The organism is Sulfitobacter litoralis (genome assembly GCF_900103185.1).
GTDB lineage: Bacteria > Pseudomonadota > Alphaproteobacteria > Rhodobacterales > Rhodobacteraceae > Sulfitobacter > Sulfitobacter litoralis.
Map to the genome: position 1 here is coordinate 174445 of NZ_FNJD01000002.1, position 17633 is coordinate 192077.

At 58.8% G+C, this 17633-nt stretch carries 18 protein-coding genes; 16 read left to right on the top strand and 2 right to left on the bottom strand.

All coding sequences use genetic code 11. The features are described from left to right. Nucleotides 1–5: 5 nt before the first annotated feature. On the top strand, nt 6–1151 hold the full coding sequence (locus tag BLQ98_RS02775; RefSeq protein WP_093731819.1) for an iron-containing alcohol dehydrogenase: 1146 nt from the start codon (nt 6–8) through the stop codon (nt 1149–1151). Nucleotides 1152–1303: 152 nt separating this feature from the next. On the opposite strand, the gene BLQ98_RS02780 is transcribed toward BLQ98_RS02775, so the two are convergent. Next, nucleotides 1304–2422 carry a Do family serine endopeptidase gene (locus tag BLQ98_RS02780; RefSeq protein ID WP_093731820.1) on the bottom strand — a complete coding sequence of 373 codons (1119 nt, stop codon included), beginning with the start codon at nt 2420–2422 and terminating at the stop codon, nt 1304–1306. A 157-nt stretch (nt 2423–2579) separates the two neighbouring features. On the opposite strand from BLQ98_RS02780, the gene BLQ98_RS02785 reads away from it, so the two are divergent. The 6 genes from BLQ98_RS02785 (at nt 2580) to BLQ98_RS02810 (ending at nt 8322) form a co-directional block, all read left to right on the top strand. Beyond that, nucleotides 2580–3251, top strand: a complete 672-nt coding sequence (locus BLQ98_RS02785) for a winged helix-turn-helix domain-containing protein (RefSeq protein ID WP_093731821.1) — start codon at nt 2580–2582, stop codon at nt 3249–3251. Then, nucleotides 3248–4591 (top strand): sensor histidine kinase, encoded by a 1344-nt coding sequence (locus BLQ98_RS02790; RefSeq protein ID WP_093731822.1) that lies wholly within the window; start codon nt 3248–3250, stop codon nt 4589–4591. Before BLQ98_RS02785 ends, BLQ98_RS02790 begins: the two co-directional genes overlap by 4 nt. A gap of 110 nt (nt 4592–4701) precedes the next feature. Next, a complete protein-coding gene (locus BLQ98_RS02795; protein ID WP_093731823.1) occupies nt 4702–6117 on the top strand; it encodes a cytochrome ubiquinol oxidase subunit I in 1416 nt (471 codons plus the stop codon). A gap of 10 nt (nt 6118–6127) precedes the next feature. Beyond that, on the top strand, nt 6128–7135 hold the full coding sequence (gene cydB, locus BLQ98_RS02800) for a cytochrome d ubiquinol oxidase subunit II (RefSeq protein ID WP_093731824.1): 1008 nt from the start codon (nt 6128–6130) through the stop codon (nt 7133–7135). After that, nucleotides 7135–7245, top strand: a complete 111-nt coding sequence (locus BLQ98_RS02805) for a DUF2474 family protein (protein ID WP_093731825.1) — start codon at nt 7135–7137, stop codon at nt 7243–7245. The genes cydB and BLQ98_RS02805 overlap by 1 nt, the downstream gene beginning before the upstream one ends. Before the next feature lie 114 nt (nt 7246–7359). Further along, nucleotides 7360–8322, top strand: a complete 963-nt coding sequence (locus tag BLQ98_RS02810) for an NADPH:quinone oxidoreductase family protein (protein ID WP_093731826.1) — start codon at nt 7360–7362, stop codon at nt 8320–8322. Here the strand turns inward: BLQ98_RS02810 and BLQ98_RS02815 are convergent. After that, on the bottom strand, nt 8319–9299 hold the full coding sequence (locus BLQ98_RS02815; RefSeq protein WP_093731827.1) for a DMT family transporter: 981 nt from the start codon (nt 9297–9299) through the stop codon (nt 8319–8321). The genes BLQ98_RS02810 and BLQ98_RS02815 overlap by 4 nt on opposite strands. Before the next feature lie 105 nt (nt 9300–9404). Here BLQ98_RS02815 and BLQ98_RS02820 point away from each other — a divergent pair, with 105 nt between their 5' ends. The 9 genes from BLQ98_RS02820 to moaD all read left to right on the top strand — a co-directional run bounded on the left by BLQ98_RS02820 (nt 9405) and on the right by moaD (nt 17632). After that, a complete protein-coding gene (locus BLQ98_RS02820) occupies nt 9405–9929 on the top strand; it encodes an SRPBCC family protein (RefSeq protein WP_093731828.1) in 525 nt (174 codons plus the stop codon). Nucleotides 9930–9994: 65 nt separating this feature from the next. Continuing rightward, nucleotides 9995–10924: an ABC transporter ATP-binding protein gene (locus BLQ98_RS02825; protein ID WP_093731829.1), complete on the top strand. Its 930-nt coding sequence runs from the start codon at nt 9995–9997 to the stop codon at nt 10922–10924. Beyond that, nucleotides 10921–11682 carry an ABC transporter permease gene (locus tag BLQ98_RS02830; RefSeq protein WP_093731830.1) on the top strand — a complete coding sequence of 254 codons (762 nt, stop codon included), beginning with the start codon at nt 10921–10923 and terminating at the stop codon, nt 11680–11682. The genes BLQ98_RS02825 and BLQ98_RS02830 overlap by 4 nt, the downstream gene beginning before the upstream one ends. A gap of 52 nt (nt 11683–11734) precedes the next feature. Further along, entirely contained in the window at nt 11735–12532 is a 798-nt protein-coding gene (locus tag BLQ98_RS02835) for a S49 family peptidase (protein ID WP_093731831.1), read from the top strand. Between the two features lie 173 nt (nt 12533–12705). After that, entirely contained in the window at nt 12706–13659 is a 954-nt protein-coding gene (locus BLQ98_RS02840) for a calcium/sodium antiporter (protein WP_093731832.1), read from the top strand. An 11-nt stretch (nt 13660–13670) separates the two neighbouring features. Continuing rightward, nucleotides 13671–14450 carry an SDR family oxidoreductase gene (locus tag BLQ98_RS02845; RefSeq protein WP_093731833.1) on the top strand — a complete coding sequence of 260 codons (780 nt, stop codon included), beginning with the start codon at nt 13671–13673 and terminating at the stop codon, nt 14448–14450. A 284-nt stretch (nt 14451–14734) separates the two neighbouring features. Then, entirely contained in the window at nt 14735–16600 is a 1866-nt protein-coding gene (gene uvrC, locus BLQ98_RS02850) for an excinuclease ABC subunit UvrC (protein ID WP_093731834.1), read from the top strand. 121 nt (nt 16601–16721) lie between these two features. Further along, the gene (gene pgsA, locus BLQ98_RS02855) at nt 16722–17387 is read left to right on the top strand and encodes a CDP-diacylglycerol--glycerol-3-phosphate 3-phosphatidyltransferase (RefSeq protein ID WP_093731835.1); all 666 of its coding nucleotides are present in this window, start codon (nt 16722–16724) and stop codon (nt 17385–17387) included. Further along, a complete protein-coding gene (moaD, locus tag BLQ98_RS02860; protein WP_093731836.1) occupies nt 17387–17632 on the top strand; it encodes a molybdopterin converting factor subunit 1 in 246 nt (81 codons plus the stop codon). The genes pgsA and moaD overlap by 1 nt, the downstream gene beginning before the upstream one ends. Nucleotide 17633 lies beyond the last annotated feature (1 nt).

Consider the following 17633-nt stretch of genomic DNA (forward strand, 5'->3'; position numbering starts at 1 on the left):
TCCTTATGGCACTGCAAAACAACTGGTCCTACCCCACCGCCATCCGCTTTGGCGCGGGCCGTATTTCTGAAATCGGAGAGGCCTGCGTGGCCACGGGGATGAAAAACCCCTTGCTGGTGACGGACAAAGGTCTTGCCTCGATGGAGATCACGACGCGCACGCTGGACCTGCTGGACGGCGCAGGCTTTGGCCGTGCGATGTTCTCGGAAGTGGACGCGAACCCGACCGAACTGAACCTCGAGGCGGGGCTTAAGGTCTACCGCGAGGGCGGGCACGACGGTGTGATCGCCTTTGGCGGTGGCTCTGGCCTTGATCTGGGCAAGATGGTCGCCTTCATGGCGGGGCAGTCGCGGCCTGTGTGGGATTACGAAGATGTGGGCGATTGGTGGACCCGCGCCGATGCCGACGCCATCGCACCGATCATCGCCGTGCCCACAACCGCCGGTACAGGGTCCGAAGTCGGCCGCGCATCAGTGCTGACCAATTCGAAAACCCACGTCAAAAAGATCATCTTCCACCCCAAAGTGCTGCCCAGTGTCGTGATTTGCGACCCTGAGCTGACGGTAGGCATGCCCAAACATATCACCGCAGGCACCGGCCTTGATGCCTTTGCCCATTGCGTCGAGGCGTTCAGCAGCCCGCATTACCACCCCATGTCGCAGGGTATCGCGCTAGAGGGCATGCGGCTGGTCATCGACTATCTGCCGCGTGCCTATGCGGATGGGACAGACATCGAAGCGCGCGCGCAGCTGATGTCGGCGGCGGCGATGGGGGCGACGGCGTTCCAGAAGGGTCTGGGCGCGATTCACGCCATGAGCCACCCGATCGGCGCGGTGTTCAACACGCACCACGGTACCACCAATGCGGTCTGCATGCCTGCTGTACTGGACCTGAACGAGCCTGAAATCCGCGAACGCTTTGACCGCGCGGCAGGGTATCTGGGGATCGACGGCGGCTATGACGGCTTCCGCGCCTTCGTGCAGAAGTTCAACGACAGCTTCGGTATCCCGCGCAAACTGTCGGATATGGGCGTGAGCGCAGACCGGATCGACGATCTGGTCGCGATGGCGCTTGAAGATCCGTCGTGCGGTGGCAACCCTGTGACATTGACCACGGAGAACCTTCGCAAGCTGTTCGAGGCGACAATCTAAACCTCCGTAGAAGGCCCAAAAGAAAGCCACCCCCGACGTTCTGCGTCGGAGGTGGTCTGCCGCACCGGGGGGACGGGCGGTGGGGCCCGCCGCGTTGGGGAACGCGGTCGGGCAAATCCAGCAGGGAACGAGGTAAGCCCGCTGGAAGACGCTTACGCTTTTTGATCGGCCAATGTGCCTATGGTGACCGTCCGCGTGACCTCTTTGCCCTTGTGCAGGACCATGACCTCGGCTTCGGCTTCCGGATCGGTTTCGGCCACAGCGCGGGTCAGATCGCGCAGTTCCTTGATCTCTGTGTCGTTGAACGACAGGATGATATCGCCTTTCTCAAGACCCGCTTTCTTGGCCGGGCTGTCATCGCCGATGGCTTCGATCACCGCCCCTTTCGGCGCGTCCAGCCCCAGCACCTGCGCGACCTCGGCCGTCATCGGGCGGATTTGAACGCCAAGCCAGCCGCGGGTGATTTCCCCGTCGTCGGACAGGTCGGCCACGATGTCCTGCACCAGATCGGATGGTACGGAAAAGCCGATCCCGACAGAGCCGCCATCAGGCGACAGGATCGCCGTGTTCACGCCAATCACCTCGCCGGCGTTGTTGAACAGGGGCCCACCCGAGTTGCCTCGGTTGATGGCGGCATCCGTCTGGATAAAGTCGTCATAGGGGCCCGCGTTGATATTGCGCGATTTGGCCGAGATGATGCCAGTGGTGACAGTGCCGCCCAGACCAAAGGGGTTGCCCATAGCGACGACCTCGTCGCCGACGCGCATGTCATCGGACGACCCGAATTTGACAGCGGGCAGGTCCACGTCCGCTTCGACCTTGAGCACGGCGATATCGGTCAGGACGTCGCTGCCGACAACTTTGGCATCAAAGCTGCGCCCGTCGGCGAGTTTGACCTTAACGGTATCGGCACCTGCGACAACGTGGTTGTTCGTCACGATGGCCCCGTCCTTGGATACGATAAAGCCTGACCCAAGCCCGTGCATCGGCTGCGCACTGGTCGGCCCCTGTGGCATCAGTTGTTCAAACCGTTTGCGCAGTTCTTCGGGCATGCCTTCGGGTAGTTGCACTTGCGCGTTGGCTTGTTCCGCGGTGCCGGTCACCTCGATAAATACGACGGCGGGCGAGATTTCTTCGACCAGATCGGCATAGCCGCCAGCCGGTACGGCCAACGCGGCTGTGGGTGCAAGCGTCACCGCCGAGGTTGAGGCAAGGGCCGCCGCCAGTACAAACGGTGCGGCACGGCGGGGGGAGGAAAAGAGAGATGTCATTTGGGGTTCCTTCGTCTTCAGGGATGACACCTAAATGGCAGCCCATTCTAACAGCGCGTTTCCGTCAGCTATACAAATGTGTTAACTTGCCTCTCGCGGGTGGCAGCGCGCCCTATATCAGGTATCCAAGGATCAACGCTGCAATGGACCCCTGCTTATGAAACTGCTTGTCGTCGAAGATGATGCCACCACCGGATCCTATATCGCACGGGGTCTGCGCGAAGAGGGGCATACCGTCGATCTTGTCGCCGAAGGGCGCGAAGGGCTGATACAGGCGACCTCCGGCAGCTATGACGTGCTGATTGTTGACCGGATGCTGCCGGAGATCGACGGGCTGACGTTGGTCAAGACCTTGCGCGGTGCGGGGAACCTGACACCGGTATTGTTTCTGACTGCCATGGGCAGCGTTGATGACCGTATCAGTGGGCTGAATGCAGGCGGCGACGATTATCTGGTCAAGCCCTTTGCCTTTGGCGAGCTTTCTGCCCGTGTCACCGCTCTTGCGCGCCGTCCGCAGGCGATGGAGCAGGAAACCGTGCTGCGTGCAGGCGACCTTGAAATGCATTTGATCACCCGCAAGGTGACCCGTGCCGGACAGGAAATCGACCTGTTGCCGCGGGAATTCGCCTTGCTGGAACATCTACTGCGCCGCAAGGGCAGGGTGCAGACCCGCACGATGCTGCTGGAAGCGGTATGGGACATCAGCTTTGACCCGATGACCAACGTGGTCGAAACCCACATCAGCCGGCTGCGTGCCAAGGTCGACAAACCATTTGACCGCGAGCTGATCCAGACCGTGCGCGGTGCTGGCTACCGGATTGACGGATGAGGTCGCGTCTCGCGCAGCTCTGGCGGTCTATGCCGGTGCGGCTGGCGCTGCTGCTGGTGCTGCTGTTCTCGACCGTCAGTCTGATGGGATTGGCGGCCAGCTATGCGGTGACGCAAAATTCATTTGAAGCCGCAATTCGTGCGGACCTTGAACAGGATATCGCGGGGTTTCGCGCCGCCCCCAATGCCCGCGCGGTGGCCCTGCTGGTCGACGCTGAATCGCGTGATGCCGATCCTAGCCGCGTGGTGCTGAGCTATATCACCCCCTCCGGTCGCATCTATGGCAACGGGGCCATCGCCCGTGATGACGAAGGCTATCACATCGTGTCGCTGGCCGAAGGGCGGGCGGAATATGACGGGGTTTATCTGTCGCTGACAACGCGGCTTTATGGCGGGCAGCTGACCGTCGCGCGCAGCCGCGCCCAAATCGAAGGGCTGCGCACGGTGTTCCTGAATATCCTGCTGATCAGCCTGCTGCCCACGGTGCTGGTCGCCTTGTCGGGGGGGCTCTATCTGGCGCGGCGCAGCAAGCGGCATGTGGATGTCATCGGGCGTACGCTGGATGATCTGACGACCGGCGACCTTGCGGCACGCGTGGCCGTGTCGCCGGGGTGGGCGGATGATTTGCAGCGCATCGGCAGCAAGGTAAACCAGATGGCGGGCGCGCAAGAGGCGCAGACCCAGATGCTGCGGCAGGTATCGTCAGACATTGCCCACGACCTAAAGACCCCGATCCAGCGGGTGGCCGTGCATCTGGATGATCTGGCCCGTACCCTGCCCGAAGACACGGACGAAGGGGCCTTGCTGGCCAAAGCGCAGGACGAGGTTGCGGGGATCGCTTCGGTATTCCAGTCGCTGCTTCAGATTGCCTCGGTCGAGGCAGGGTCGCCCAAGACGCATTTTGCCCCCGTTGATCTGAACCGGCTCTGCCTAACCCTGACGGAGGTTTATGACCCTGCCGCCGCTGCAAAAGACCAGACATTAGACAGTGTTGTACCCGACGCGCAGCTGACCGTGGAGGGGGACAAGAACCTGCTGGGGCAGATGATGTCGAACTTGCTGGAAAATGCGATGCGCCACACCCCTGCGGGCAGCGAGATTACCCTAACGCTTTACCGCGCCAACGACCGGCCGGTGATCGAAGTCGCTGACAATGGTCCCGGCATCCCCGAACACGCCCGCACCAAGGTGTTGCAACGGCTGTACCGTCTGGACGCCAGCCGCCACACGCCGGGCAACGGCTTGGGGCTGAGCCTTGTTGAAGGCGTGGTCAAGCTGCACGGTGGACAGATTGCGCTGCTCGATAATGCGCCGGGGCTGCGTGTGCGCATCACGCTTTAACCCCTCGGCCTTGTGCGGCGATTTGAGCATGTGACATATGCTCGGTGCGGCGCTATCTAGGGTGTAAGGGCCAAACCCCTTGTTTTTGGCCATACATTACGAGGTACGACATGCTTGATGGGTTTTCCGCCGAGGTTCTGGCACGGGTCCAATTCGCCTTTACCGTTTCGTTTCACATTATCTTTCCGGCATTCTCGATCGGGTTGGCCAGCTTTCTGGCTGTCGTGAACGCGCTTTGGCTTTGGACCAAGGACGAGACCTATCGGGTCCTTTTCGACTATTGGAAAAAGATCTTTGCGGTCGCCTTTGGGATGGGCGTCGTGTCGGGCATTGTCATGTCGTATCAGTTCGGGACCAACTGGTCGGTCTTCTCGGATAAGGCGGGGCCGGTGGTCGGACCGTTGATGGCGTATGAGGTGTTGTCCGCCTTCTTCCTCGAGGCCGGTTTTCTGGGAATTATGCTGTTTGGCCTGAAACGCGTCGGACCAGGGTTGCATATGTTTGCCACAGCGATGGTGGCCTTTGGCACCTTGCTGTCGGCCACGTGGATCCTGTCGGTGAACAGCTGGATGCAGACCCCCGCGGGCTATGGGATCAATGATGTGGGGCAGTTCATTCCGCTGGATTGGTGGAAGATCGTGTTCAACCCGTCCTTCCCCTACCGTTTACTGCACATGGTGCTGGCGGCCTATCTGACCACGGCGCTGGTCGTGGGGGCCGTGGGCGCGTGGCATTTGCTGAAAGACAATCAGGGGCCGGCGTCGCGGCGGATGTTCTCTATGGCGATGTGGATGCTGCTGTTGGTCACGCCCTTGCAGATTGTGGCGGGCGATTTTCACGGCATCAACACGCTAGAGCATCAGCCCGCCAAGGTGATGGCGATGGAGGGGCACTTTGACAGCCACCCCGAGGGCGCGCCGCTGATCCTGTTCGGCATTCCCAATCAGGCAGAAAAACGGGTCGATTATGCGATCGAAGTGCCAAAACTGTCGTCGCTAATCCTCAAACACGACTTGAACGCTCCGCTGGACGGGTTGGACACGATCCCCGACGAGGACGAACCTCCCGTTGCGATCGTTTTCTTCTCGTTTCGCGTCATGGTGGGCTTGGGCTTTGCCATGCTGGCGTTGGGCCTTTGGGGCGGGTTCGCGCGCTGGCGCGGCAAACTGCATAGTTCGCGGATGTTACACCGTGCGGCGATCGTCATGGGGCCGATGGGCTTTGTTGCAGTGCTGGCCGGATGGATCACAACCGAAGTCGGGCGCCAGCCCTTTACCGTCTATGGTCTGCTGCGCACCTCCGACAGCCTTGCGCCCGTCAGCGCACCTGCGGTTGGCGCGTCGCTGATCGCTTTCATCGTGGTCTATTTCTTCGTCTTCGGGGCGGGGGTGTTCTATATTCTCGGGTTGATGCGCAAACGTCCTCATGTGGGTGCCAAGGGAGAGATCACCGATGGCCCCGTTCGGGCTGCCGGTACCACCACTGTGGCGCAAGACAAGAGCCAAGATATGGCAGAGCAAGAGTAGGAAACAGCAGATGTTTGGATTAGAACTTTCGTTTATCTGGGCCGGCATCATCGCGCTTGCGGTGCTGATTTATGTCATTCTCGACGGGTTTGACCTTGGGGTCGGGCTGCTGTTCCCGCTGTCCAAGGACGAGGGCGAGCGTGATGTGATGATGAACTCTGTCGCGCCGATCTGGGACGGGAACGAGACGTGGCTGGTTCTGGGCGGTGGCGGCTTGTTTGCCGTGTTCCCGCTGGCCTATGCCACCGTTATGCCCGCGCTTTATATGCCGATCATCCTGATGCTATTGGGGCTGGTCTTTCGCGGCGTCGCCTTTGAATATCGCTGGCGCACCATCCGGGGTAAACCGTTGTGGGATATCTCGTTTTTCGGCGGATCGCTGGTGGCCTCCATGTGTCAGGGGATCGCGCTTGGGGCTTTGGTCCAGGGGATAGAGATCGAAAACCGCGCCTATGCGGGTGGTTGGTGGGACTGGCTGACGCCGTTTTCCGTGCTGACCGGTTTCGCCGTGACCGTGGGCTACGCGATGCTGGGTGCCACATGGCTGAACATGAAGCTTGAAGGGCGTATTCAGGCGCATATGCGGCGGTTGGCCTGGCCGTTTGCCATCGCAACGCTGGTGTTCATGGGGCTGGTCAGCCTTTGGACGCCCTTCTTGAATGACGCGTTCTTTGGCCGCTGGTTCGCCTTTCCGACGGCGATCTTCAGCATTCTGGTGCCCGGTCTTGTAGCCGCGGCGATCTATGGCCTGTTTCACGGGTTGCAACGCCATTGGGATCTGACGCCGTTTCTGTGTGCGCTAGCGCTGTTCGTGCTGGGCTTTATCGGGATCGGGATCAGCTTTTACCCCTATATCGTGCCCTCTTCGCTGACCATCGTCGAAGCCGCTGCCCCCGACAGCAGCCTTAAATTCGCGTTGGTGGGCACGTTGGTGCTGCTGCCGATGATCCTGTCTTATACGATCTATACCTACTGGGTCTTTCGCGGGAAAATTGACCCCGAAGAGGGATACCACTGATGCGACGCAGCTGGATGGCACGCACAGGCTGGTTTGTACTGATCTGGGTGCTGAGCGTCGCAGCGCTTGGGGTTGTGGCCTACGGTATCAGGTTGATGGTCATCCCCTGAGGGGCTCAAGACGGGGCGCATTTGCCGTTGGGTAATTTCACGAGGGCCGGAGCAGGGGGTTGCAAAGCCGCCGACGCTCTGGCCCTTTTGCGTTGAATAACCCAAGGAGCCCCCATGCGTGCCATGCAAGTCACCGCTTATGATCAGCCTTTGTCAGAGCAAGAGCTGGAAATGCCCGTGCCCGCCGCTGGCGAGGTGCTGATCAAGGTCGAAACCTGCGGCCTTAACTTCGGCGATCTGTTGATGATCAAAGGCACATACCAGCAAAAGCCCGATCTGCCCTTTACACTGGGGATGGAACTGGCGGGCAGCGTTGCCGCCGTGGGCGAAGGGGTTACCGATCTTGCCGTCGGTCAGCGTATCGCGGCGTATAGTGGTCTGCTGGGGCTGGCGGAATATGCGGCCATTCCCGCCAATGTTTGCGTGCCGATTCCCGATGACATGCCCGCACAGGATGCCGCTGCCTTTCTTGTGGCCTATGGCACCAGCCATGTGGCGCTGGACTATAAGGCGCGGCTGAGACCTGGTGAACGACTGCTGGTGCTGGGGGCCTCGGGCGGGGTGGGTCTGACCGCGGTTGAGCTGGGCAAGCTGATGGGGGCAGAGGTCATCGCCTGCGCCCGTGGGGCCGCCAAGCTAGAGATTTGCCGCGCCGCCGGTGCGGATCATCTGATTGATTCAGAAACGGATGACATCCGCGAGGTGGTCAAATCCTTGGGCGGGGCGGATGTGGTCTATGATCCTATCGGGGGCGACCAGTTCAAAGCCGCCCTGCGTGCCTGCAACCCCGAAGCCCGTATTCTGCCGCTTGGGTTTGCCTCGGGCGAGGTGCCGCAAATCCCTGCCAATATCTTGTTGGTCAAAAACATCCATGTGCTGGGGTTTTTCTGGGGCGGGTATAAGAACTTTAAACCGCAGGTGCTGACCGACAGCTTCAAGGTGCTGATCGACTGGTATAGCTCGAGCAAGATAAAGCCCCATGTCAGCCATGTATTGCCGTTGGATCAGGCGAACGAAGCGCTGGATTTGCTGCGCACGCGCAAGGCGACGGGCAAGGTCATCGTGCAGGTCAGCTAGTGGCGCCGCCCCGTCGGTGACTTGACCGCGACCTTAGCTTTCTGCCGTTCGCGCAGGAACACGAACAGACCAGATCCGAGGATCAGGCCGATGCCAACCCAGACCTCCCACACGGGCAAGTCGCCGAAAATGACCAGCCCCCAGAGCACGGCCAGTGGCAGACCGATATATTCAAACGGCGCGACTGTGGCGGCGTCGGCGATGCGGTACGCTTGGCTGAGGCAGTATCCGATGACCGCCGCATTGCACCCGAGGGCGAGGAAAATCCATGCGTCACCTGCGGCAGGCCAAACCCAAGCGCGCAGCAAAAACACCATCGACGGCGTGCTGTCGGTCGCGACAAAGCTGCCATCCCCCGCGACCAAGAAAAAGCCGAGCGACACACACAGGAACACGCCTTGAATATAGACCGACAGGGCCGAGGCCTTGCTATGCACCCCCAGCTTGCGCGTCATCAATTGGTTCAGCGCATAGGTCAACGCCGAGACCACAGGCAACAACAGCACCAACCGCGAGGCCTGTAGCGCCTGCGCATCGGCCCAAGGGCGCTGCATGATGATCACGCCGACGAATCCGACGGCCACCGCGCTAAGCCGCATGACGCTGACCTTTTCGCCAAGGATCGGGATCGACAACAGCGTGATGAACAGCGGGGCAACAAAGAACAGCGCCGTGGCATCTGCCAGCGGCATCGCGGCGAGGGCAAGAAAGAAGGTCATATTGGCGATCACCACCAGCAATCCGCGCAGCACGTGCCAATGAGCCTGACGGGTTTTCAGGATGCGCCAGCCACCCTCGATCTGCACCAAAGCCAATCCAACGATGATGCCGATCAGGGCCCGCGCAAAGACGATTTCATGCAAGGGATAGCCCCCCGACAGTTGCTTGATCAGCATGTCGTTGATCGAAATCGCAAATATCCCCGCGAGGACAAAAACGATCGCGGCACCAGCGCGGTTTTGTACGTGTACTTCCATTCCACCGCTCTACCATGTCGCGAAATCCTGTCCAGCGCGTTTCGCCTTGGCGTCGTCAATTGAACTGCGCTAGGCTGTGGCAAAACCCCCAACGGAGAGCGCCCCATGAAAATGTCAGAGACCCGCCAGATCGCAGCCAGCCCGGCCGACGTATACGCCGCGCTGCTGGACCCTGACATGTTGATCAAATGCGTGCCGGGGGCGACCGAAGTCACGGGCTCCGCCGAGGAAGGGTTCGAGGCGACGGTTGTGCAAAAGGTCGGCCCCGTCAAAGCGACGTTCAAGGGGCAGGTCACCATGACCGATATGGTGCCCGACCAGTCGATCAAGATCAGCGGCGAAGGTAAGGGCGGGGCCGCGGGCTTTGCCAAGGGCGCGGCGGACGTGTCGCTTGCCCTTGTCGATGGCGGCACCGCGCTGACCTATGACGTCGAAGCCAAGGTGGGTGGCAAACTGGCGCAGCTTGGCAGCCGGATCATTGACGGGTTTGCCAAAAAAATGGCGGATCAGTTTTTTAATAACCTGCAAGAGACACTTGAAGGCCCCGCGGAGGCGGTATCTGCCGAGGCCGTTGAAGGGGCGGAGGCATCTGCAGAGAAAAAGGGCTGGTTCGGTCGCAGCAAAAGCTGACGGGTTGGGCCTGTTCACTCTGCCGTAATCAGTCTAGTTTCCGGCCAACAACACCGGAGACGCCAATGCCCGACATCGTAAAGATTACCGACCTGCGCAAGGCCTATGCAGATGGGTTCGAGGCGCTGAAAGGCGTGTCGCTGAACATCCGTGAGGGCGAGATTCTTGCCTTGCTTGGCCCCAATGGCGCAGGAAAAACGACCCTGATTTCAACGGTATGCGGAATTACAACCGGCACTGGCGGCAGCGTTACGGTGGGCGGTTTTGACACGGTCACCGAATACCGTGGCGCACGCTCGATGATCGGGCTGGTCCCGCAAGAGATCAACCTTGAACCCTTCGAGAAAGTCATCAGCACTGTGCGCTTCTCGCGCGGGTTATTCGGTAAGCCCAAAGATGATGCTGCAATTGAGAAGATTCTGCGGCAGCTGTCGTTGTGGGACAAAAAAGACAGTCAGATTCGTGCCTTGTCCGGTGGGATGAAGCGGCGCGTCCTGATCGCCAAAGCATTGGCGCATGAACCTCGGGTCTTGTTCCTTGACGAACCCACCGCCGGTGTCGACGTCGAGCTGCGCCGCGATATGTGGAACATCGTCGCCGATCTAAAGGCCAGTGGCGTCACCATCATTCTGACAACCCACTACATCGAAGAAGCCGAGGCGATTGCCGACCGGATCGGTGTGATTGCCCACGGCGAGCTGCTGTTGGTCGAGGATAAAGACAAGCTGATGTCGCGTATGGGCAAAAAGCAACTGGTCGTCCAACTGACCCAGCCGATTGACGCAATTCCCGCAAGCCTTGCGTCTGATGCGCTGACCCTGTCTGGCGACGGGCACGCGCTGATCTATTCCTATGACACGCGGGCAGAGCGAACGGGGATTACGAAGCTCCTATCTGACGTGGCGGCTGCGGGCTTGGTTCTGTCTGATCTAGAGACCTCGCAAAGCAGTCTCGAGGATATTTTCGTCGATCTGGTAAAGGAGGACGCGGCATGAACTGGATCGCAGTCAAATCTATCTATGCATTTGAAATGGCGCGCTTCTTTCGCACTATCACGCAAAGCTTGATCTCGCCAGTGCTGTCCACATCGCTGTATTTCGTGGTGTTTGGTGCCGCCATCGGCAGCCGTATCCAAGAGGTCGAGGGCATCAGCTATGGTGCGTTTATCGTGCCCGGTTTGATCATGCTGAGCGTCATCACGCAGTCGATCTCGAATGCGTCCTTTGGGATCTATTTCCCCAAGTTTATCGGCACGGTGTTCGAGCTTTTATCTGCGCCCGTTAACTTTATCGAAATTGTTTGCGGATATGTCGGGGCAGCGGCGACGAAGGCGTTGTTTATCGGGGTGATCATTCTGATTACGGCGTTTTTCTTTGTAGATATCACCATTCAGCATCCTATCTGGATGGTGACCTTTCTGGTGCTGACCTGCATCAGCTTTTCGTTGATGGGATTCATCATCGGTATTTGGGCGGGCAACTTTGAACAGTTGCAGCTTGTCCCGTTGCTGATCGTGACGCCTTTGGTTTTCCTTGGGGGGTCATTCTATTCGATCTCCATGCTGCCGCCGGTGTGGCAGGTGATCTCGCATTTCAACCCTGTGGTCTATCTGATCTCGGGCTTTCGCTGGGCATTCTTCGGATCGGCAGATGTACCAATTGTGACCAGCTTGTTTGCCATTGCAGGCTTTACGGCGCTGTGTTTGGCGGTGATTGGCTGGATTTTCCGGACCGGCTGGCGGATTAGGCAGTAAGTCTCGCGTGGCCTCCTTGTTTGCCGGTATGGTGCACTCTACATGGGAAGGTATGAGAAAATACCTTCCCTTTTTGGCCTCCCGCCCGACGGTTTCCGTGGTGCGGTTGTCTGGTGTGATTGGTGGCCGCACACGCGGTGGCCTGAACGACAGCGGTATCGGCCCTGCCATCGATAAAGCCTTCAATCGCGGTAAGCCCGCTGCTGTCGTGCTTGAGATCAGCAGCCCCGGTGGCAGCCCTGTCCAATCTTCGTTGATCGGCGCGCGTATCCGTCGCTTGGCCGAGGAAAAGAACATCCCTGTCATCGCCTTTGTCGAAGATGTCGCGGCATCTGGCGGATATTGGTTGGCTGCGGCGGCAGATGAAATCTATGCCGATCCCAGCTCTGTTTTGGGGTCGATCGGTGTCATTTCGGCATCTTTTGGCGCGGACGAGTTGATCCAGCGCCATGGGGTTGAACGGCGGGTTTATACCGCTGGTCAGTCGAAATCGATGCTGGACCCTTTCCGCCCCGAAAAGCCCGAGGACGTCGCGCGGCTGAAACAACTGCTGGACGACATCCACGAGAATTTCATCGACCACGTAAAATCACGTCGCGGCGCAAAACTGGCCCCTGATACGGATCTTTTTACTGGCGAGGTATGGCTGGCGAAGCGTGCAACCGAACTGGGCTTGATCGATGGCATCGGTCATCTTCGGCCGATGATAAAACAACGTTTTGGCGACAAGGTGAAATTCAACCGCTACGGCACGAAGAAGGGGCTGTTGTCCCGCTTTGGCGCGCAGGTCATCGGCGACGCGGTAGACAGTATCGAAGAACGCGCGGCCTATGCGCGGTTTGGGCTCTGACGCATGATCTTTAAAATTGTCTTATTGTTTCTGGTCGCCATGGGCACGCTTGCATGGTTCGGAAAAATGCACTGGCTAGGCAGCAAGCGTCTGAGCCAGACGAAATGTAACAATTGTGGACGCTATCGCATTGGGAAATCTCCGTGCGGATGCGGGGGTAAACGCGGATGATTATGCCTTGGGTTCTAAGTGTTTTGGGGCTGGTGATTTTGTTGCTGGCCGGGGATGCGCTGGTAAAAGGGGCGGTGAACCTGTCCCTGCGCCTTGGCGTGCCCGCTTTGATCGTCAGCCTGACGATTGTCGCTTTCGGGACGTCTGCGCCTGAACTGCTGGTGTCGATTAAAGCGGTGTTGGATAATGCTCCGGGGATCGCTCTGGGCAACGTTGTGGGGTCGAACACGGCGAACATTCTATTGGTGTTGGGCGTGCCGGCCTTGTTAGCCACGATGCACACATCTGAATGCAACACCCGTAAAACCTTCAACATGATGATCATCGCCTCGCTTTTGTTTATCGCGCTTGCCATGCGCGGTGTGTTTGATCTGTGGGCCGGTTTCATCCTGTTGGGGGCGTTGGCCTTTGTTCTGTTCGATATGTACCGTGACAGCAGAAAGCACCGCCACGCTTGCAAGGGCGCTGACGTCGGTGATCTGGACGAGCCCGAGGGGGCAGACCCTGATATGCCGGGCTGGCGTATCGCTGTGTTTCTGGTGCTCGGGCTTGTGGGGCTGCCGCTTGGTGCAGGACTGCTGGTCGACAATGCGTCGATCATCGCACGGGCGTATGGTGTGAGCGATACGGTCATCGGTCTGACGCTCGTGGCCATCGGCACCTCGATGCCAGAGCTTGCGACGACCGTGATGGCCGCGCTCCGGCGTCAGGCTGATATCGCTTTGGGGAACGTGATCGGGTCGAACCTTTTCAATCTTCTCGGCATCATCGGGGTGGCGAGCCTTGTGGGACCGATCACTGTTGATCCGGAATTCTTGCGGATTGATCTGTGGGTGATGTTGGGTGCGTCCCTTATGTTGATCCCCTTTGTTTATCTGCGGCGTGATATCACCCGCCTCTGGGGCATCCTGCTTTGCGCTATTTATGCAGGGTATATGGCGGCGATTTTGCTCTAAAGAGGTGCGATATGAAACATGCGTTGGTAACCGGAGCAGGGGCGCGCCTTGGACGTGCGATGGCGCTGTATCTGGGCGATCGCGGATATGATGTCGCGGTGCACTACAACAGTTCATCCGTAGCGGCTGATGAGGTCGTAGCTGCGCTGAAAGCCAAAGGTCAACGCGCCGTGGCCTTGCAGGCTGATCTGCTGGATGAAGCCGCCACGCAGGCGCTGCTTACCCGTGCAGCAGAGGCGCTTGGCGGACCGATTACCTGCCTTGTGAATAACGCGTCGATCTTTGAATATGACAATATCTCAACCGCGACCGAGGAGAGTTGGCATCGACATATCGGGAGCAACCTGCGCGCGCCTTTTGTCCTGACCCAAGCCATGGCCGCCCAGAACCTAGAGGCCAAGACCGACGCGCAGGGCGAACCTTTCGCGGCGGGCTTGATCGTAAATATGTTGGACCAACGTGTGCGCAAGCTCACGCCAGAGTTCATGACCTATACCATCGGCAAGATGGGGCTGTGGGCGTTGACGCAGACATCTGCGCAAGCGTTGGCACCAGTGATACGGGTGAACGCGATTGGGCCAGGGCCAACCCTGAAAGGGGCCAAGCAGACGGACGCTCATTTCGCCGGTCAGCGCGCGAAGGTGATTCTTGAGCGCGGGGCGAATCCCGCGGATATCACTGCTGCATTGGGCTATTTCCTTGATGCACCGTCGGTAACGGGGCAGTTGATTTGTACCGACGGGGGGCAGCACCTAGGCTGGAAAACACCCGACGTGCAAGGGCTCGAATAGGCTTTCCAGTAAAGTTTTGCACTGCCGCGACAGCCGAAGCGAAACTGTTACAAAAAGGATCGCATTATCAGTGGGTTGCAAGGTGTTAATTAAAATTATGATATATTTCAATGACTTAAAAGCGTGCCTAAATTTTAGGCAAACACCGAAAGGCCCAATGTTACATGGGGATTTTGTATTTCCATGAAAGTTATCTGCAAGGTTATCCACAAGAGTCGTGGGTATGTTTAACCTTGTTTCGCCATTAACACTGTTGCAGCCAAAAGTTCCGGACGCTCGAATCAATGTCAGACGCTAACAAAAACCCGAAGACCGGCCATCAGGTGATTCATTCGTACCTCAAAACGATTGACGGCTCGCCCGGCGTGTACCGCATGCTAGATTCGGAAAGCCGTGTTCTTTACGTGGGGAAGGCGCGGAACCTGCGCGCACGCGTCAGCAATTACGCGCGCCCGTCAGGGCATTCGGGGCGGATCGCGCGGATGATTTCGAACACCGCGTCGATGATGTTTCTAACCACGAAAACAGAAACCGAAGCGCTGCTGCTCGAACAGAATTTGATCAAGCAGCTCAAGCCGAAGTTCAACGTGCTGCTGCGCGACGACAAAAGCTTTCCCAATATTCTGGTAACAGCCACCCATGATTATCCGCAGATCAAAAAGCACCGCGGGGCCAAGAAGGAAAAGGGCAATTACTATGGCCCCTTTGCCAGTGCCGGTGCCGTCAACCGGACGCTGAACCAGCTGCAACGGGTGTTTCTGCTGCGCGATTGTTCCGATGCTATGTTCGAAAGCCGTTCGCGCCCTTGTCTGCAGCATCAGATCAAACGCTGTTCTGCCCCTTGTGTGGGTAAGATTTCGCCCGACGAATATCGCAAAACCGTGCAGGACGCCGAGAAATTCCTGAACGGCAAATCGACTGATATTCAAGGGCGGCTTGCTTCCGAGATGGCGCAGGCTTCTGAAGCGATGGAGTTTGAACGCGCCGCTGCATTGCGGGATCGCATCAAAGCCTTGACGCAAGTACAAACAGCCCAAGGTATCAACCCGCAAGGGGTGGCCGAAGCCGACATAATCGCGCTGCATCTGGATCAGGGGCAGGCCTGCGTGCAGGTCTTCTTTATCCGTGCCAATCAGAACTGGGGGAATCGCGACTACTACCCCCGTGTCGGACCCGACGTGGATGCCGCCGAAGTGCTGGAGGCCTTTATTGGCCAGTTCTATGACACCCGTGAGCCGCCGCGTCAGCTGATCTTGTCGAATGAGATCGAAAGCCCTGACCTGATGGTCGAAGCGCTGTCGGGCAAACTGGGGCGCAAGGTTGATATCGTGGTGCCCCAACGCGGCGAGAAGGCGGAACTGGTGGATGGGGCACTGCGCAATGCCCGCGAATCCCTTGCGCGCAAATTGGCAGAGACTGCGACCCAGACGAACCTTCTGAAAGGCATCGCCGACGCCTTTGGTCTGCCGGGACCGCCCCAACGGATAGAGGTCTACGATAACTCGCACATTCAGGGCACAAACGCCGTCGGGGGAATGATCGTCGCCGGCCCCGAAGGGATGATGAAAAACCAGTATCGCAAGTTTAATATCCGCGGCGATGACCTGACGCCGGGGGACGATTTCGGCATGATGAAAGAGGTACTGACGCGCCGATTCAAGCGGCTGTTAAAAGAGGATCCAGACCGCAGCCTTGGCATGTGGCCAGACCTGCTGCTGATCGACGGCGGGGCAGGGCAGGTGAGCGCTGTCGCATCGATCATGCGCGAATACGGGGTCGAAGATATTCCGATGGTGGGCGTCGCCAAGGGCGTGGACCGCGATGCGGGCAAAGAGGAATTCTACCGTGTGGGACAGCGGCCCATGGCGCTGCGGCACAACGATCCGGTGCTGTATTTCATTCAACGTTTGCGCGATGAGGCCCACCGGTTCGCCATCGGCACGCACCGCGCGAAACGCGCGAAAGCCGTTGGGGCAACGCCACTGGACGATGTGCCTGGTGTCGGTGCGGCGCGCAAGCGGGCCTTGCTGGCACATTTCGGATCTGCCAAGGCGGTGGGGCGCGCCAACCTGAGCGACTTGAAGGCTGTCGATGGCGTGTCAGTAGCTTTGGCTGAACGAATTTATGCGTTTTTCCATGAACGCGGGTAGTTTGGGGTTTCGGCCTTCGGGTGGCGGTAAGGGCGGGACGCTCCGCGGGGAGTTTACTTTGCAAAATGAAGGCGATGTCTTGGCACTTTCCCCTGTCGTCTTGGCGCTGTAGGGTGACAGAATGAAGTGGAATATCCCAAATATCCTGACGCTGATGCGTCTTGTCGCAGCCCCGAGCGTGGCTGTGATGTTCTTGTATTTTACGCGACCCTATGCGGACGCTCTGGCGATGTTCCTGTTCATTGCCGCAGCGGTGACCGATTGGTTTGACGGCTATCTGGCGCGCGCCTGGGGGCAAGAGACCAAGCTTGGTACCATGCTTGATCCGATTGCCGACAAAGCGATGGTGGTGATCGCGCTGATGGTGATCGTCGCCTTCTCAAGCTGGTCGCCGTGGTTGGTTTTGCCCGCCACCGTGATCCTGTTCCGCGAAGTTTTCGTTTCCGGCCTGCGCGAGTTTCTAGGCGATGTGTCGGGCACATTGAAGGTGACAGCCTTGGCCAAGTGGAAGACCACAGCACAGATGGTTGCGATTGCGGTTTTGTTTGGTCAGGGATTATTCGAACACTATTTCGGCATGTCGATCTTCGGCATGGATAACGCGATGGTCAGCGCTATTCTTTCGGGCGAGGAAGAAGACGTTCTGGGACTGACATGGAAGTTCCACGGAATGATCTGGGCCGGCCGTGTCGGGCTTGTTCTGCTGTGGATTGCAGCGGCGCTGACGGCAATCACCGGCTATGATTACCTTCGCAAATCCCTGCCCCATTTGGTGGAGCCACGCTGATGAATATTTTGTACTTTGCATGGGTGCGCGAACGCATCGGTCTTCCCCGCGAGAAGGTAGAGACAACTGCCCGCAATGTCGCGGAGTTGGTCGACGAATTGCGCGCCCGCGAGGAACGCTATGCTGTCGCGTTTTCCGATCTTGCTGGCCTTCGGGTGGCAGTGGATCAGCAGCTGACCGATTTTGACGCGTCGTTGGAAGGTGTTCGCGAAGTGGCATTTTTCCCGCCGATGACAGGGGGCTAGG

What these genes read in the sequence shown, in the direction of transcription:
- BLQ98_RS02775 (WP_093731819.1), top strand. Translation starts at nt 6, where the DNA reads ATGGCACTGCAAAACAACTGGTCCTACCCCACCGCCATCCGCTTTGGC.
- BLQ98_RS02780 (WP_093731820.1), bottom strand. Translation starts at nt 2,422, where the DNA reads ATGACATCTCTCTTTTCCTCCCCCCGCCGTGCCGCACCGTTTGTACTG.
- BLQ98_RS02785 (WP_093731821.1), top strand. Translation starts at nt 2,580, where the DNA reads ATGAAACTGCTTGTCGTCGAAGATGATGCCACCACCGGATCCTATATC.
- BLQ98_RS02790 (WP_093731822.1), top strand. Translation starts at nt 3,248, where the DNA reads ATGAGGTCGCGTCTCGCGCAGCTCTGGCGGTCTATGCCGGTGCGGCTG.
- BLQ98_RS02795 (WP_093731823.1), top strand. Translation starts at nt 4,702, where the DNA reads ATGCTTGATGGGTTTTCCGCCGAGGTTCTGGCACGGGTCCAATTCGCC.
- cydB (WP_093731824.1), top strand. Translation starts at nt 6,128, where the DNA reads ATGTTTGGATTAGAACTTTCGTTTATCTGGGCCGGCATCATCGCGCTT.
- BLQ98_RS02805 (WP_093731825.1), top strand. Translation starts at nt 7,135, where the DNA reads ATGCGACGCAGCTGGATGGCACGCACAGGCTGGTTTGTACTGATCTGG.
- BLQ98_RS02810 (WP_093731826.1), top strand. Translation starts at nt 7,360, where the DNA reads ATGCGTGCCATGCAAGTCACCGCTTATGATCAGCCTTTGTCAGAGCAA.
- BLQ98_RS02815 (WP_093731827.1), bottom strand. Translation starts at nt 9,299, where the DNA reads ATGGAAGTACACGTACAAAACCGCGCTGGTGCCGCGATCGTTTTTGTC.
- BLQ98_RS02820 (WP_093731828.1), top strand. Translation starts at nt 9,405, where the DNA reads ATGAAAATGTCAGAGACCCGCCAGATCGCAGCCAGCCCGGCCGACGTA.
- BLQ98_RS02825 (WP_093731829.1), top strand. Translation starts at nt 9,995, where the DNA reads ATGCCCGACATCGTAAAGATTACCGACCTGCGCAAGGCCTATGCAGAT.
- BLQ98_RS02830 (WP_093731830.1), top strand. Translation starts at nt 10,921, where the DNA reads ATGAACTGGATCGCAGTCAAATCTATCTATGCATTTGAAATGGCGCGC.
- BLQ98_RS02835 (WP_093731831.1), top strand. Translation starts at nt 11,735, where the DNA reads ATGAGAAAATACCTTCCCTTTTTGGCCTCCCGCCCGACGGTTTCCGTG.
- BLQ98_RS02840 (WP_093731832.1), top strand. Translation starts at nt 12,706, where the DNA reads ATGCCTTGGGTTCTAAGTGTTTTGGGGCTGGTGATTTTGTTGCTGGCC.
- BLQ98_RS02845 (WP_093731833.1), top strand. Translation starts at nt 13,671, where the DNA reads ATGAAACATGCGTTGGTAACCGGAGCAGGGGCGCGCCTTGGACGTGCG.
- uvrC (WP_093731834.1), top strand. Translation starts at nt 14,735, where the DNA reads ATGTCAGACGCTAACAAAAACCCGAAGACCGGCCATCAGGTGATTCAT.
- pgsA (WP_093731835.1), top strand. Translation starts at nt 16,722, where the DNA reads ATGAAGTGGAATATCCCAAATATCCTGACGCTGATGCGTCTTGTCGCA.
- moaD (WP_093731836.1), top strand. Translation starts at nt 17,387, where the DNA reads ATGAATATTTTGTACTTTGCATGGGTGCGCGAACGCATCGGTCTTCCC.